15 protein-coding genes, 1 other RNA gene and 1 other annotated feature are annotated in these 15,138 nt (G+C 36.8%); of the genes, 14 read left to right on the top strand and 2 right to left on the bottom strand.

Annotated features, from left to right (window positions below; all coding sequences use genetic code 11):
- The first annotated feature begins 8 nt into the window (after positions 1-8).
- The 12 genes from dtd (at position 9) to CLOS_RS08745 (ending at position 11,026) form a co-directional block, all read left to right on the top strand.
- Positions 9-458, top strand: a complete 450-nt coding sequence (gene dtd, locus CLOS_RS08795) for a D-aminoacyl-tRNA deacylase (protein WP_012159565.1) — start codon at positions 9-11, stop codon at positions 456-458.
- 11 nt (positions 459-469) lie between these two features.
- Positions 470-1,090, top strand: coding sequence for an MBL fold metallo-hydrolase (locus CLOS_RS08790; protein WP_012159564.1), 621 nt, complete (start codon positions 470-472; stop codon positions 1,088-1,090).
- Between the two features lie 10 nt (positions 1,091-1,100).
- Positions 1,101-2,600, top strand: coding sequence for a coproporphyrinogen dehydrogenase HemZ (hemZ, locus tag CLOS_RS08785; RefSeq protein ID WP_012159563.1), 1,500 nt, complete (start codon positions 1,101-1,103; stop codon positions 2,598-2,600).
- A gap of 28 nt (positions 2,601-2,628) precedes the next feature.
- Positions 2,629-2,835 (top strand) — a binding site (T-box leader).
- Positions 2,836-2,910: 75 nt separating this feature from the next.
- Positions 2,911-4,176: a histidine--tRNA ligase gene (gene hisS / locus CLOS_RS08780; protein ID WP_012159562.1), complete on the top strand. Its 1,266-nt coding sequence runs from the start codon at positions 2,911-2,913 to the stop codon at positions 4,174-4,176.
- 4 nt (positions 4,177-4,180) lie between these two features.
- On the top strand, positions 4,181-5,947 hold the full coding sequence (aspS, locus tag CLOS_RS08775) for an aspartate--tRNA ligase (RefSeq protein ID WP_012159561.1): 1,767 nt from the start codon (positions 4,181-4,183) through the stop codon (positions 5,945-5,947).
- A 346-nt stretch (positions 5,948-6,293) separates the two neighbouring features.
- A complete protein-coding gene (locus CLOS_RS08770; protein WP_012159560.1) occupies positions 6,294-6,602 on the top strand; it encodes a DUF2325 domain-containing protein in 309 nt (102 codons plus the stop codon).
- A 43-nt stretch (positions 6,603-6,645) separates the two neighbouring features.
- A non-coding RNA gene (ssrS, locus tag CLOS_RS15600) (6S RNA) lies at positions 6,646-6,821 on the top strand.
- A gap of 136 nt (positions 6,822-6,957) precedes the next feature.
- Positions 6,958-7,707 carry a tRNA threonylcarbamoyladenosine dehydratase gene (locus CLOS_RS08765; RefSeq protein WP_012159559.1) on the top strand — a complete coding sequence of 250 codons (750 nt, stop codon included), beginning with the start codon at positions 6,958-6,960 and terminating at the stop codon, positions 7,705-7,707.
- Positions 7,708-7,782: 75 nt separating this feature from the next.
- Positions 7,783-8,211 (top strand): SoxR reducing system RseC family protein, encoded by a 429-nt coding sequence (locus tag CLOS_RS08760; protein ID WP_012159558.1) that lies wholly within the window; start codon positions 7,783-7,785, stop codon positions 8,209-8,211.
- A gap of 161 nt (positions 8,212-8,372) precedes the next feature.
- A complete protein-coding gene (locus CLOS_RS08755; protein WP_012159557.1) occupies positions 8,373-8,804 on the top strand; it encodes a ferritin-like domain-containing protein in 432 nt (143 codons plus the stop codon).
- 246 nt (positions 8,805-9,050) lie between these two features.
- Positions 9,051-10,472 (top strand): aminopeptidase, encoded by a 1,422-nt coding sequence (locus CLOS_RS08750; protein ID WP_012159556.1) that lies wholly within the window; start codon positions 9,051-9,053, stop codon positions 10,470-10,472.
- Between the two features lie 17 nt (positions 10,473-10,489).
- Entirely contained in the window at positions 10,490-11,026 is a 537-nt protein-coding gene (locus CLOS_RS08745) for a GNAT family N-acetyltransferase (protein WP_012159555.1), read from the top strand.
- Positions 11,027-11,089: 63 nt separating this feature from the next.
- On the opposite strand, the gene CLOS_RS08740 is transcribed toward CLOS_RS08745, so the two are convergent.
- Complete coding sequence (locus CLOS_RS08740; RefSeq protein ID WP_012159554.1) at positions 11,090-11,530, bottom strand: threonine/serine exporter family protein; 441 nt, start codon at positions 11,528-11,530, stop codon at positions 11,090-11,092.
- Positions 11,518-12,321, bottom strand: coding sequence for a threonine/serine exporter family protein (locus CLOS_RS08735; protein WP_012159553.1), 804 nt, complete (start codon positions 12,319-12,321; stop codon positions 11,518-11,520). Before CLOS_RS08735 ends, CLOS_RS08740 begins: the two co-directional genes overlap by 13 nt.
- 299 nt (positions 12,322-12,620) lie before the next feature.
- On the opposite strand from CLOS_RS08735, the gene CLOS_RS08730 reads away from it, so the two are divergent.
- On the top strand, positions 12,621-13,853 hold the full coding sequence (locus CLOS_RS08730; RefSeq protein WP_012159552.1) for a serine hydroxymethyltransferase: 1,233 nt from the start codon (positions 12,621-12,623) through the stop codon (positions 13,851-13,853).
- A gap of 219 nt (positions 13,854-14,072) precedes the next feature.
- A complete protein-coding gene (gene ord, locus CLOS_RS08725; protein WP_012159551.1) occupies positions 14,073-15,119 on the top strand; it encodes a 2,4-diaminopentanoate dehydrogenase in 1,047 nt (348 codons plus the stop codon).
- Positions 15,120-15,138 lie beyond the last annotated feature (19 nt).

The following is a 15,138-nucleotide window of genomic DNA, read 5'->3' as shown; positions in this document are numbered from 1 at the left end:
AGGTAAATATGAGAGCTGTAGTTCAAAGAATATCAGAAGGAAAAGTGGTTGTTGACGATGCGGTAACGGGAGCAATCAAAAAAGGATTACTCGTTTTCTTAGGTGTAACGAAGGAAGACACCATGGAGGATGTTCAATATATGGCTGAAAAAATCGTGAATTTAAGAATATTTGAGGATCAAGAGGAAAAAATGAATTTGTCTGTAAAGGATGTTGGCGGAAAAATTCTTGCTGTTTCTCAATTTACTCTTTTAGGAGATTGTAGAAAGGGAAGACGCCCTAGTTTTACGGAAGCTGCAAGACCAGAAACTGCGGATAAGCTCTATGAAGCTTTTATAGAGCAATGTGAAAAGTTGGATATAAAAGTAGAAAAAGGTGTATTCCAAGCTCATATGATGGTACATCTTGTAAATGATGGGCCTGTAACGATGCTGATTGACAGCAAGAAAGTATTTTAGGAGGGGATTTTATGTTTTTAGAAAAAGTTCCAGCTGGGGTCTATGCTGTTAATTGCTACGTTATAGGAGATGAACAAACCAACAAGGCAGCTGTAGTCGATCCCGGTGGGGACGTAGATAAGATTATTAAAGTGTTAGAGAACAACGATTTAGAACTAAAGTATATCTTACTTACCCATGCTCATGGAGATCACATCGGTGGTTTAGTAGAGCTACGTGAGCGAACAGGAGCACCGGTATATATACATCAAGAGGATCTGTATATGCTACAAAATAGTAGTGTGAATTATTCACAGGCCATATCGGGCGTTAAAATAGAGACCAATGCAGATGGATTTTTAAATGATGGGGATCGATTGGAACTAGGTGACTTGACGCTTTCAATCATACACACTCCAGGGCACTCTAAAGGAGGCATTTGCATTGCAGTTGGCAATGTACTGTTAACAGGAGATACCTTATTTGCCAATTCCATTGGTCGAAGCGACCTATATGGTGGCAATCAAGAAGAATTGATTCAATCCATTAAGAACAAACTTTTTACTTTGGATGAAGATTTAACGGTGTTACCAGGTCATGGTCCAGCCACAACGATTCGAATCGAAAAAATTACAAATCCTTATGTAAGGTAAGTGAAATTCTATGATTAAAGTAATTTGTATGGGACATAATTATGAGTATGAGATCAATGAACTACTAAAACTGTTTTACAAACAGAGTGCTTTCGAAATAATATCCATGAATAGTGAAGAATACCATAAAAATGTAGAGGATAAAAATATCTTTACAGATAATTGGATAGTTACCATTGTCAATCTGGAAGAGAATCAGGTGGTGGTTTCTTCTAGACTGAATGGTAAGCAGGAGATGTTCGAAGCACATTTAGAACATTTAAAGGATCGAGAATTAAGCAAGAAGATTAAAAGAACCCTTAAAAAGGCGATATTTAAGATTTTAAAAGATGCCACCAATGCGGAGGTACCATGGGGAATTTTAACTGGAATCAGACCGACGAAAATTGTCCACGAACTGATTGAACACGGTTTTCAAGAGGATAGCATTCGGAAAATTCTAGTGGAAGAATACTATATCGATGCACAAAAAGCAGCACTTTTAATCGATGTAGCTCGAACGGAGCATCGCTTTGTATATCCTATTGATGAAAAAAAGGTCAGCCTATATATCAGCATTCCTTTCTGTCCCACCAGATGTCTATACTGTTCTTTTCCTTCAAATCCAATGAAGCAATCTGCTCATTTAGTAGATGTTTATGTGAATTCCCTGTGTAAGGAAATTGAAGGGGTTGGGAACCTTGTGAAAGAGGCAGGCAAATACGTTCAGACCATTTACATTGGCGGTGGAACACCAACCACATTGAATGTTCCTCAGTTTGCTCGTATATTTGACGCCATTAAAAAGAATATGGATATGAATTCTATAGAAGAATTTACAGTAGAGGCCGGTAGACCGGATACAATCGATTATGAAAAGCTAAAGTTTCTGAAGGATTCCGATGTGACTCGACTCAGCATTAATCCCCAGACAATGAATGAATGTACCTTAAGAGAAATCGGAAGAGAACATTCTGTAGGGGAGGTAATGGTGGCTTACCATATGGCGAAAGAGGTTGGATTTGAAAATATCAATATGGATATTATCATTGGGCTGCCAGGGGAAGACGAAGCTATGGTCGCTCATACCATGAGAGAGATTGAAAGATTGGCGCCCAATAACTTAACCGTTCATACCTTGGCTATTAAGAGAGCGTCTAGATTGAAAGAGCAGGAAGAAACCTATAGCTTGGCCAAAGATCAGGAAGCCATCAGTATGCTGGAAATTACGCAGCAATATGCAGAGAACATGGGACTGAAGCCTTATTATATGTATCGTCAGAAGCATATGGTGGGAAATCTTGAAAACATTGGCTATGGTAAGCCAGGTTCTGAGTGTATCTATAATATTCAGATTATGGAAGAGAAACAAACCATCCTTGGACTAGGCGCTGGTGCCACTTCAAAATTTACATTCCCTAAGGAAAATAGGCTGGAGCGAGTGCCCAATGTAAAAAATCTAGAACAGTACATCTCTAGGGTCGACGAGATGATTGAAAGGAAACGCAAATTTTTAGTTGACAATATTTAGAAATCAATATATACTATATAAAATCATATGGAATGCGATGATTAGGAGAAGTATTTAAATCTCATGGTTTAGCGAGTCGAGGATGGTGGAAGCTCGATACAGCAGAATTTAAAGAAGACACCTAGGAGTAGATTTTCTGAAGGTTGTAGGAAAATCCGTGAATCTGCGTTAAAGATAAAGTGGGATATAATCCAACTAGGGTGGTACCGCGGGAAATGAACCTCTCGTCCCTTAATCGATCCGATCGATCGTTAAGAGATGTAGGGGTTTTTGTATATAAAATTTTAATCAATGGAATGGAGGAAAACATATGTTAACCAATGGACCGAGAGGTACAAAAGACGTATTGCCAAGCGAGGCCTATAAATGGCATTACGTTGAAGGTGTATTTAAGGAAGTTGCCAAGCGATTTGGTTTTGAAGAAATAAGGACACCGGTCTTTGAGCATACAGAGCTATTTGAGCGTGGCGTAGGAGACACGACGGACGTTGTAGAAAAAGAGATGTATACATTTTTAGATCGGGGCGGAAGAAGCATTACCTTAAAGCCAGAGGGAACTGCACCTGCAGCAAGATCCTTCATCGAACACAAGTTATATGCGGATACTCAGCCAACAAAAATGTTCTACATCACCCCAGTATTTAGATACGAAAGACCACAAGCTGGACGTTTTAGAGAGCACCATCAATTTGGGGTAGAGGCTTTTGGCGCATCCAGCGCTTCTGTGGATGCAGAGGTGATTAACCTAGCAATGAGCGTTTATGAGGCCTTTGGCGTTAAAAAATTAGAACTGCGAATCAATAGCGTCGGATGTCCAAAATGTAGGGCAGAATATAATAAGGTGCTGAGAGCGTTTTTAAGCTCTAGATTAGATCAACTATGCGGAACCTGCCAAAACAGATTTGAGCGGAATCCTATCCGAATCATCGATTGTAAATCGGATTCCTGCCAAGCGCAGCTAACCGACGTTCCGTTGATGATGGATCATTTGTGTGGCGAATGTCAGGATCACTTCGAAGAATTAAAAAAATATCTGGAGGCATCTGGGCTTCATTATGTCATAGATCCAAGAATCGTTCGGGGATTAGATTATTACACCAAAACAGCCTTTGAAATCATCACAGAAGAAGCTGGTAAAAAAGGGACTGTATGCGGCGGTGGAAGATACGATAAGCTGGTAGAGGATTGTGGTGGCCCAAGCACTCCTGGCGTGGGCTTCGGTATGGGAATTGAGAGAGCCATATTGGCCCTAGAGGATCAAGGCATAGAAATTCCAAAACCAGAAGGCTTAGATGTATTCATCGTCACCATGGGTGAGAAGGCTTCCTATGAAGGCTTCAAATTGCTGACAGCGCTGAGACGTGCTGGTTTTAGTGGAGATAAGGATCATTTGGACAGAAGTGTTAAGGCGCAGTTTAAATATGCAAATAAAGTAAATGCAAGCTATACCATTATCATCGGTGAGAATGAGTTGGAAAAAGGTATTGCAAAGCTTAAAAATATGGCAAACAGCGAAGAAATAGAAATAGAACTAAAGGACATTACAAAACTGAAGGAAATTTTATCTGGGAGGTAGTACCATGAACTTAAAAAGAACACATATGTGTGGTAACTTGAATAAAGACAATATTGGAGAAATCGTAACATTATCAGGATGGGTACAAAAAAGAAGGGATCTTGGCGGGTTAATATTTGTTGATTTAAGAGATCGATCTGGGATTATGCAAATGGTATTCGATAACAAAGTATCGGAAGATGCATTTAAGGAAGCAGAAAAACTAGGTTCAGAGTATGTCATTACTGTAAAGGGTAAAATCTACGAAAGAGAATCTAAAAATCCGAATATGCCGACGGGAGATATTGAGGTATTTGCAGATGACATCGAAATTTTAAACCAATCACAAACACCACCGATCTACATTAAAGATGATGATGATGTTTCTGAGAATCTTAGACTGAAATATCGATACTTGGATTTAAGAAAGTCTAAAATGCAGAAAAACTTGATACTAAGACATAAAGTAGCACAGATCGTAAGAAACTTTTTAAGCAATGAAGGATTCCTAGAAATTGAAACGCCAATGCTTACAAAAACAACACCGGAAGGCGCTCGGGATTATTTAGTACCAAGTAGAGTGAACCCAGGCAAATTCTTTGCGCTACCACAGTCCCCACAAATGTTTAAACAGCTTTTAATGGTCTCCGGTATGGAACGATATTTCCAAATTGTAAAATGCTTTAGAGATGAGGATTTAAGAGCAGACAGACAGCCAGAATTCACTCAAATAGACTGTGAAATGTCTTTCGTTAACGCAGAAGATGTCATGGCAATCAATGAAAAATTATTGCAAACTGTATTTAAAGAAGCATTAAACATCGATATAGCGCTACCTTTTGATCGACTTACTTATGAAGAAGCAATGGAGCGATTCGGTTCTGACAAACCAGATACTAGATTTGGCTTTGAATTAGTCGATCTAGGAGAGGTTATAAAGGATTGCGGCTTTAAAGTATTTACTTCCGCCATAGAGAGTGGTGGTGCAGTGAAGGCTATTAACGTTAAAGGCCATGGGGACCAATTCAGCAGAAAAGATATTACGAAGCTAGAAGACTATGTGAAGAATTATGGAGCAAAAGGTCTAGCATGGTTAAAGATCACAGAAGAAGGTGTTACTTCTCCAATCGCTAAGTTCTTTACAGAAGAAGAGATGGCGGCTGTGTTAAAGACAACGAATGCAGAACAAGGAGATTTAGTACTGTTCGTTGCAGACAAGAAACAAGTGGTTTATGACGCTCTAGGACACTTAAGAGTTGAAGTGGCTAAAATACTAAATATGCTGGATAAAGATGAATTCAAGCTGCTTTGGGTTACAGAATTCCCACTATTCGAGTATGACGAAGAAGAGCAAAGATACGCTGCAAAGCATCATCCTTTCACTTCACCTATGGATGAAGATATCGAGCTGATGGTAACGAATCCAGAAAAAGCTAGAGCGAAGGCTTACGATATCGTATTAAATGGATATGAAATCGGTGGAGGAAGTATTCGAATTCACTCTTCAGAGCTTCAACAAAAAATGTTTAAAGCTTTAGGCTTCAGTGAAGAAGAAGCTTGGGAAAAATTTGGTTTCCTTTTAGAAGCATTTAAATACGGTACACCACCACATGGAGGTATTGCATTCGGCTTAGATCGACTGGTAATGCTTCTAACGAAAGAAGATAATATTAGGCAGGTCATTGCATTCCCTAAAACACAAAATGCGACTTGTCCTTTAACCAATGCGCCAACCTTTGCAGATGAAAGACAGTTGGATGAATTAAGTGTAAGGGTTCATATCAAGGAATAAGCGTAAAAGTTTCTAGGTGGAATGAATTCCCATTATGTAAAATATAATGCACAACAAAATATTTCTACGCCAATCTTTAAACGAAAGGTTGGCGTATTTTTTTACGTATTTGAAATCTTTAGCACAGTTAAGGATTGCGTGCAACATAAATCTTGTCAGTGTAGACAAACAAATTTTATTTATTTTGAGCACTTGAAACTCTAAGCTCTACCTAGAGTTGAGTGCGACATAAAGTTTGTGAGCCTGAAGGAACAAATTTTATTTTTAGATGTATGATAGTTGACAGAAATACTGGGGTATATTATAATTAAATAAATGATAACCGTTATCAACGAGGAGGGTAATTATGAAAGCATTATTAGTAGGTGCGGATAGATTGGGAAATATACCAGATACATTACAAGATTATGGAATCAAGGATTATATCCATTGGGATGGAAGAAAAAAAGGAATGAGAAAATTGGATATTCCAGGGGAAGTTGATATGGTCATTGTGTTTTACGATTTCATTGAACACAATATTACTGAGATTATAAAGCAAAAAGCAAAGCAAAATCAAATCCCATGTGTGTTTTCTAGAAGAGCCTGTAGTGATTTAGCAAAGAGATTGAATAACTGTAAAGATTGTAATTTATGTATGATGAGAGCAAACTAAAAAAATATTTGAAATTTTTTAAAAAATATGATACTATTACATTAACACCCTACTATGTGCGTATTGTTGACTTAGTTTTGATCCAACACCATAAAAAAGGGAATTCAGTGTTTACGGATCTAGTAAATGCCTTCTAGAAAGGACTTACGAAATCAGTAACAGAATACCCACCTGCGAGAGCAGGTTCAAAACTCTCAACTACGGCATAGTGGGGAAAATTTATAAAATAAAGAAATAGAAAAAGTTATAAGCTATAAACTCCTATATAGGGGTTTTTTTGTGCCATATCAGCAGTTGACATAAGAACGAAAATTAGTTACTATTAAGTCTAATGGAAAAATAGAGGAGGCATAAAATGGCGTTACATTCCTTTTCAAGAACAGAGCTATTGATTGGAACCACTGGTCTTGAAAATTTAAAAAATAGTAAGATCGCTGTGTTTGGAATCGGTGGAGTTGGAACCTTTGCCGTGGAAGCACTAGCTAGAAGTGGTGTAGGAAAATTTGTGTTAGTGGATGATGATGATATCTGCCTAACGAATATCAATAGACAGATTCATGCACTTAGAAGTACTGTTGGAAAGTCAAAAGTCGAAACGATGAAAGCTCGTATTTTAGATATTAATCCCAAGGCAGAAGTGATTGCTTATCAAGAACTATATAATAGTGAAAGTGCAGAACGGCTATTATCCGATGACTACGATTACGTTATTGATGCAATTGACATGGTTACTGCAAAATTGGATTTAATTGAGCGATGCAAAAACCGAGGAATAAAGATCATCAGCTGTATGGGAGCTGGAAACAAATTAGATCCCACAAGGCTGGAAATATCGGATATCTATAAAACATCTGTTTGTCCTTTAGCGAAGGTTATGCGCAAGGAATTGAGAAAAAGAGGTGTTAAGGATCTAAAAGTGATATATTCAAAAGAAGAGCCAATCACTCCTTTAGAGATTGAAAGTAATTGTAAAACAAATTGTATTTGCACTAAAAAAGATAGAACTTGTACTGTGAAGCATCAAATTCCAGGGAGTGTATCTTTTGTACCTTCAGTTGCTGGACTTATTATAGCATCACAGGTCGTTAAGGATTTAATCAATTAAAAATATTTGCGAGATTTATTCCGTGTATAAAATTATATAATCCGTAGGAATCATAAGGTGAAAGGAGTATATTCTATGAGACAATGTGGAGTCATTATATCAATAGATGGAGAACGGGCGAAAGTATCTCTTCAAAAACAGTCTGCATGTGGAGATTGTAAAGGTTGCAGATGGGGTGAAGATAATATGAAGATGGAAGTGGAAGCGATTAATCGTATAAAAGCTAAAGTTGGTGATCGTGTCGAAATAGATATGGAGCATCAGAATGTGTTAGCCGCTGCATTCATTGCATATGTAATACCTCTAATTACTTTGATTTTGGGAGTAATTCTGGGGAGTATGATTTTAGATAAAATAGACATTGTTCAAAATAAAGAGGTTGGTGCAGGTATATTTGGTCTTGTATTGACGGCTATTAGCTATGGTATCATTCGATTAAAAGAAAATTCATTTAAACAAAATCAACAATTTATCCCTATAATTACAGGAATTTCACACGAATAGAATTTACAAATTAAGTATTCATTATAGTTGAGTATATGGTTATAATTGATAGACGTTCTTCGTAACAGAAGAAACGTCTATTTTTATATGTATGAATATTTAATTTAATGGAATTCTAATAATATCAAAAGAAAATTCTATAATGAAGGAGGTCAACCAAGATGGTTACAGATACTGATACAATCAAAGCTCTTAATGAACTTTTGCAAGGAGAGTATATGGCGATAGAAAGCTTTAATACCTTTATAGACAGAGTAGAAGAAGATCATATAAAAAAATCTTTTCAGGATATACAAAAACAGCATAGGGACAACATTGAAATATTATCAAGTCATATTCAGAATATGGGAGGAAAGCCACAGGAGAACTTAGGGATGAAAGGTAAAATGGCAGACATGAAACTGAATATGGATTTAGGTATGAAAAGCGATGCATTTGAAATTATAGAAAAAGCTATAAATGGAGAAACGAAAGGCGTTAATATGGCAGAAAAGGTTTTAAGAGGCAATTTAGACGATAAATCACGAGATATTGCAGGAGAAATATTGAAAAAAGATAGGGACTCTATTGCTCAATTAAAAACCTTAATGTAAGATATATAAATTACTGTATTCCTTCTTAATAACGATTAAGAAGGAATTTTTTTATAATTAATTTTTATGCTGAGGTGAGAACTGTATTCATGTTTTATTCTGGTAGATTCTATCTATCGATACATAGGAGGATCAAAGCTATAGAGTGAAACTTATCCAATTCTTGACAATATAGCATAGGGAGCGTATCATAAAATTAAGCGGAAATTTTCTAATATTTCTTAATAATAAACAGAGGTGAATTATATGGCAGAAAAAAGTTTAGAAAAGGAATTACAAGATCAACTCGTTAAAAAATTTAACAATGCTTGGGAGCAGTTGAAGCCTGGAGAGTTAGAGCGGGTCTTTGAATTTGGAGAAAGCTACAAACATTTTATGGATATGGGAAAGACAGAACGAGAATGTGTGGATGAAATCGTAAAAAATGCAATAGGACAAGGATTTATTTCTTTAAAGGAGGCAATCCGTAAGGGAAATATTAAGGCTGGGGATAAAATCTATGCTGAAAATAAAAACAAAAGTGTTGCCTTATTCGTCGTAGGGAAGGAAGGAATCCATAAAGGTATGCGAATCGTGGGAAGTCATTTAGATGCTCCTCGATTGGATTTAAAAGCCTTTCCTTTATACGAAGATGGCGGTTTAGCATTATTAAAAACCCATTACTATGGTGGCGTAAAAAAATACCAATGGGTTGCCATACCACTTGCACTGCACGGTGTAATCTTCAAGAAGAATGGTGAGAAGGTTTCTATCAACATTGGAGAAGAAGAGAATGAACCTGTACTTTATATTTCTGATTTATTGCCGCATTTAGCAAAGGATCAAATGGCGAAAAAGATGGACGAAGGAATTACAGGAGAAGGTCTGAATGTTATTATTGGAAATATCCCTTACAGTGGCGAGGGGATCGATGAAAAGGTAAAGCTAAATGTGCTAAACCTATTGAATGAAAAGTACGGCATTGTAGAGGAAGACTTTACAGTAGCAGAGATAGAGATTGTGCCAGCAGGAAAGGCCAGAGATGTAGGGCTAGATCGCAGTATGATCGCAGCTCACGGACATGATGATCGCGTTTGTTCCTTTGCAGCATACCAAGCTGTTTTAGAGACATCTGCCCCGAAAGACACAATTGTTGGATTATTTGTAGATAAAGAGGAAGTTGGCAGCATGGGGAATACAGGTGCAGAATCCATGTTCTTTGAAGATGTAGTTGCAGAACTACTTGCTTTAGAAGGAAAAACAACCTACTTAGACCTACGTAGAGCAATGAGTAGCTCTAAAGTATTATCTGGCGATGTAATGGCTGGATTTGATCCAAACTTCCCAGAGGTTTTAGATAGACGAAATGCAGCATTCATCAGTAAAGGTGTTACACTTACAAAATATACTGGTGCAAGAGGAAAAGGTGGCTGCAACGATGCCAACGCTGAGTTTCTAGCTGAAATTAGAGATATCTTCAACAATCATGATGTAACCTGGCAGATTGGAGAGCTTGGAAAGGTTGACCAAGGCGGCGGCGGTACAATTGCATACATATTAGCCAATAGAGGCGCTGAAGTCGTAGATTGCGGAACACCAATGTTAAGCATGCATGCACCTATTGAATTAATCAGTAAGGTAGATCTTTATATGACATATAAAGCTTACAAAGCTTTCTATCAATACTAAAATAATAGGGTAGCAGGATGAAAGAAATAAGACTAAAAGATTATAGTAGGATCATAATTAGAGAAGCTAATGTCAACGATGCAAAGAAGATGCTTAAATATTTAGATCAGATAAGTTGTGAGTCGGATTTTTTAACCTTTGGAAAAGGCGAATTTAATTTAAATCTTCAACAACAGGAACAATTTATTGAATCTACGTCAAAACAAAAGAATGCTTTATTTTTAGTGGCAGAGCATGAAGGTGAAATCATTGGAAACTTAAATTTTTCTGCCGGAATAAGACCTAGAACAATGCATACTGGAGAATTTGGTGTCAGTGTTTTAAAAGACTACTGGGGAAAGAGTATCGGTACAGAGCTTATAAAATATTTAATCCAGTGGTGCCATGACTCAAAAATCATTAAAAAAGTAAATTTACGGGTTAGAACAGATAACCAGTCTGCAATTCATGTCTATGAGAAATTAGGCTTTAAAATAGAAGGAACAATCACGAGAGAGTTTAAAATCAACGATAGATTCTATGATACTTTATTTATGGGATTGAACATTGACTAAATTGCTTCATTCGAAAAAGTTGAGCAGATTTTAAACAAGGGTATACGTGATATACCCTTGTTTCTATTGCTTCATTCGAGAATGATGTCTTCTATATGAGTTTATGGAAAGGACGATGACTAAAGCCCCAGCGATGGATATGGATATTAAAAGAGCCTCTGCCCCGTGGTTGGCAGCTAAATCAAACCGTCTTGCTACAATGGAGCGCATAGTATTATAAAGGGCGAAGCCAGGAACTAAGGGAATGATGCCAGGAATAATATATACGGTAATGGGGTTTTTGTCTATAATTGCAAAAATCTCCCCGATAATCGCAATGATTAAAGAAGCAACAAATGTAGCACCAAGAATAGATGCCGATATATTTTTAGTAAAGATATAAATGACCCATCCTAATCCGCCAGCAAATCCAGATTTAATAAAGGTGGATTTAGGAGCGTTGAATAAGATAGCGAATCCTATGGTGGAAATATAGGCATAGAAAAAATTTGTTATATATTCCATAATAAATGACCTCCTAATAGAATTTGCCAAAGTTTTAAAACAAAACCCACACCTACAGCAATAGAGGTAGCAATAATTACTGCCTCCGCTGCACGAGCCAGCCCGGATACCAGATCACCAGCGATAGAGTCTCTTACTGCATTTGTAATAGCAACCCCAGGAACCATGACCATAATAGCCCCTGTGATTACGATATCTACATTGATTAAAGGGCTAATGTAAGATAATGCGATTGCCATGAAAGCTGCGGTAGCACCACCGAAAATATTGGATAGAAAAGGTGGAAACTCGGTTTGTGCTAGATTGGACAAAAGATAGCTTACGATACTGGCAGCGATAAAGGCACCAAAGAAAGCGTGAATATTTCCTCCGAATAGCAATGCAAAAAAAGCACCCGACAGACCTCCACCTAGTAAGGCATCAACATGCTTGGGATAAGGTTTTAAACTATCGATTTCTTTTAGTTTAGATAGAGCTTCATCTAAAGGCATATCACTTTCAACAAATTGCCTTGAGAAGCTGTTTACCTCCGCTACTTTATTTAAATTAATGCCTCTAGATTTTATTCGTTTAATATAAGTTACAATTTCATCCTGAGAGTCTCCTTTAGTATCTGCAGAGGCAAAAATACCTGTAGGAGTAACGTAAACCTCCACATAATGAAAATTTCTAGATTTACATAATCTAATTATTGTATCTTCAACCCTATAGGTTTCGGCACCATTTTTAAGCATGATCTCACCTGCATATAGTGCCATAATTAATGTTTTTTTACGATTAAATGAACTCATGCGATCACCTCCAAGAACATTATTATATCAAATTAGAGGTATAAATGTAAGATGAATATCATAGACATAGAGTCCTATAATTTGACTTAATATTTTAAAATATCCCTTGGCTCAAAGCTAAAAACATTACAATATAGTTAGAAAATTTATAAATGGTGTTAATTTAATTGGAATTTGGATAATATATGAAATAGACAAGGAAAATATAACAATTGGATATGTTGTAAAATATATTTAAAATAGTTATAATATAAATGAAATTAAGAAAATTTCACAATCGAAAGGAGATTGATTGACTTATGAACTTTGATACGCTAAAGATTGCTGATCCGGAAATTTATGAGGTAATACAAAAAGAAACAAAAAGACAGCGAGGGAATATAGAACTGATAGCATCTGAAAACTTTGTTACAGAAGCAGTAATGGAAGCCATGGGAAGTCAATTAACTAATAAGTACGCTGAAGGATATCCAGGAAAAAGATATTACGGAGGCTGTGAAGAAGTAGATGTTGCGGAAGATTTAGCGAGAGATCGATTAAAAAAGTTATTTAATGCAGAACATGCCAATGTACAGCCTCATTCAGGAGCCAATGCAAATATTGGGGTATACTTTGCGATATTAAAGCCAGGAGATACTGTTTTAGGTATGAACTTATCCCATGGTGGACATTTAACTCACGGTAGTCCAGTAAATATTTCTGGTACATATTATAATTTTGTCGATTATGGTGTTGATAAGGAAACCCATCTCATCAATTACGAGGAAGTAAGAAGAATTGCAAATGAGATTAAGCCAAAGCTCATCGTAGCAGGTGCAAGTGCTTTCCCAAGAAAAATTGATTTTAAAAAGTTTAGAGAAATCGCAGATGAAGTTGGTGCATATTTAATGGTGGACATGGCTCATATTGCAGGTCTTGTTGCTGCTGGATTACATGAAAATCCTTGTGATTATGCGGATTTCGTTACGACAACTACACATAAAACATTGAGAGGACCTAGAGGCGGAGCGATCTTATGCAAAGAGAAATATGCGAAAATGATTGACAAAGCAATTTTCCCTGGTCTTCAAGGTGGACCGCTGATGCATGTGATTGCTGCAAAGGCTGTTTCCTTTAAAGAAGCTTTATCCCCAGAATTTAAAGCTTACCAAGAACAAGTAATTAAAAATGCGGCTAAGCTGGGGGAGGAATTAAAAAGCAGAGGTTTTAACTTAGTTTCTGGTGGAACAGACAACCACTTGCTATTATTAGACCTAAGAAATAAAAATATTACAGGGAAAGATGCTGAAAAACTATTAGACGAAGTCGGTGTTACTGTAAATAAAAATACAATACCGTATGACCCTGAAAGTCCATTCGTGACCAGTGGCATTCGCATTGGTACGCCTGCAGTTACAACAAGAGGTATGAAGGAAGATGATATGGTAACAATTGCAGAAATCATCGGTACAATCATCGACCATCCAGAGAGAATAGACGAAGTCTCTTCCATGGTTAAAAATCTTTGTGAAAAGTTTAAGCTATATGAATAAAATACAAAAAATATACCAAAGCCGATAGAGGATTTTTACAATAAAACGCAAAATTTTTTGCATAGTCTGCAATAAAATTTGCGTTTTTAAGCTTATAAGACATTCTAGCGAGGATTTAATTGGCTACAATCTGCGAAACAAAGAATTTTAGAAGCAATATTAATTGGCATGGATTTTGCATTATAATATCTTGATAATAATTTAAATGGAGGGATTCACGTGGAAAATATTAAAGTAATCATTTGGGGCTTTGGTGCAATGGGTAGCGGAATGGCTAAAATGCTATTAAATAAAAAAGGTGTTGAGATTGTAGGCGTATGCGATATGGCAGAAAGCAGAGTGGGAAAGAATATGTACGATATTCTTGGCGCTGATAGCGAAGGCAAACCTGCTGTAATCATCAATCCAAGTATTGAAGACATTGTAAAAAATACAAAGGCAGATATTGCTTTACTTGCTACAGATTCTTTCACTAGAAAAGCTTTTGATAAAATTAAATTTATGTTAGAAAATAAAATCAATGTTATTTCTACAGCAGAAGAAATGTCCTATCCTCAAGCACAGGAGCCAGAGCTTGCTAAGGAATTAGATCGAATTGCTAAAGAAAATGGTGTATCCGTTCTAGGTACTGGAATTAATCCAGGTCTAATCATGGACCTTTTAGTAGTTACACTGACAGGTTGTATGTTAGATGTTGAGCATATTGAAGCAAAAAGAGTAAACTCTCTTTCTCCATTTGGTCCTGCTGTTATGGAAGAGCAAGGTGTTGGTATCACTGTAGAAGAATTTAATAAAGGTGTAGAGGATGGAAGCTTAGCAGGACACGTTGGTTTTGCAGAATCCATTCGAATGATCGGAGATGCTATTGGATGGCCAGTTGAAAAGATCAAGACACAAATGGCACCAATCGTTACTTCTGTTGATAGAAAATCACCGCATGGTTTTGCTGCAGCTGGTAATGTAGCGGGCGTAAACATGACAGGACAAGGTTTTGTAAATGGTGAAGTAAAAATTGATATGATTCATCCACAACAAATTGAGCCTGAGATGGAAGGAACATTTACTGGAGACTACATCACCATTAAAGGAACTCCAGAAGTAAATATGTCCATTAAACCTGAGGTTGAAGGTGGGTTAGGAACAATTGCAATGTGCGTAAATATGATCCCTCATGTAATTAATGCTAGAGCAGGACTTAAAACAATGATCGACCTACCTGTTCCAAGAGCAATCATGGGAGATATGAGAGAATTAATCGAGAGATAGTAAGTGAATAATATAGATG

The sequence above is a fragment of the Alkaliphilus oremlandii OhILAs genome, assembly GCF_000018325.1.
GTDB classification, from domain to species: Bacteria; Bacillota; Clostridia; order Peptostreptococcales; family Natronincolaceae; genus Alkaliphilus_B; species Alkaliphilus_B oremlandii.
The sequence above is the reverse complement of the archived record's forward strand: the minus strand, read 5'-3'. Positions and strand labels throughout refer to the sequence as shown.

Bases quoted from the DNA above. Each gene is read 5' to 3' on its own strand.
- dtd (WP_012159565.1), top strand. From the start codon at position 9: ATGAGAGCTGTAGTTCAAAGAATATCAGAAGGAAAAGTGGTTGTTGAC.
- CLOS_RS08790 (WP_012159564.1), top strand. From the start codon at position 470: ATGTTTTTAGAAAAAGTTCCAGCTGGGGTCTATGCTGTTAATTGCTAC.
- hemZ (WP_012159563.1), top strand. From the start codon at position 1,101: ATGATTAAAGTAATTTGTATGGGACATAATTATGAGTATGAGATCAAT.
- hisS (WP_012159562.1), top strand. From the start codon at position 2,911: ATGTTAACCAATGGACCGAGAGGTACAAAAGACGTATTGCCAAGCGAG.
- aspS (WP_012159561.1), top strand. From the start codon at position 4,181: ATGAACTTAAAAAGAACACATATGTGTGGTAACTTGAATAAAGACAAT.
- CLOS_RS08770 (WP_012159560.1), top strand. From the start codon at position 6,294: ATGAAAGCATTATTAGTAGGTGCGGATAGATTGGGAAATATACCAGAT.
- CLOS_RS08765 (WP_012159559.1), top strand. From the start codon at position 6,958: ATGGCGTTACATTCCTTTTCAAGAACAGAGCTATTGATTGGAACCACT.
- CLOS_RS08760 (WP_012159558.1), top strand. From the start codon at position 7,783: ATGAGACAATGTGGAGTCATTATATCAATAGATGGAGAACGGGCGAAA.
- CLOS_RS08755 (WP_012159557.1), top strand. From the start codon at position 8,373: ATGGTTACAGATACTGATACAATCAAAGCTCTTAATGAACTTTTGCAA.
- CLOS_RS08750 (WP_012159556.1), top strand. From the start codon at position 9,051: ATGGCAGAAAAAAGTTTAGAAAAGGAATTACAAGATCAACTCGTTAAA.
- CLOS_RS08745 (WP_012159555.1), top strand. From the start codon at position 10,490: ATGAAAGAAATAAGACTAAAAGATTATAGTAGGATCATAATTAGAGAA.
- CLOS_RS08740 (WP_012159554.1), bottom strand. From the start codon at position 11,530: ATGGAATATATAACAAATTTTTTCTATGCCTATATTTCCACCATAGGA.
- CLOS_RS08735 (WP_012159553.1), bottom strand. From the start codon at position 12,321: ATGAGTTCATTTAATCGTAAAAAAACATTAATTATGGCACTATATGCA.
- CLOS_RS08730 (WP_012159552.1), top strand. From the start codon at position 12,621: ATGAACTTTGATACGCTAAAGATTGCTGATCCGGAAATTTATGAGGTA.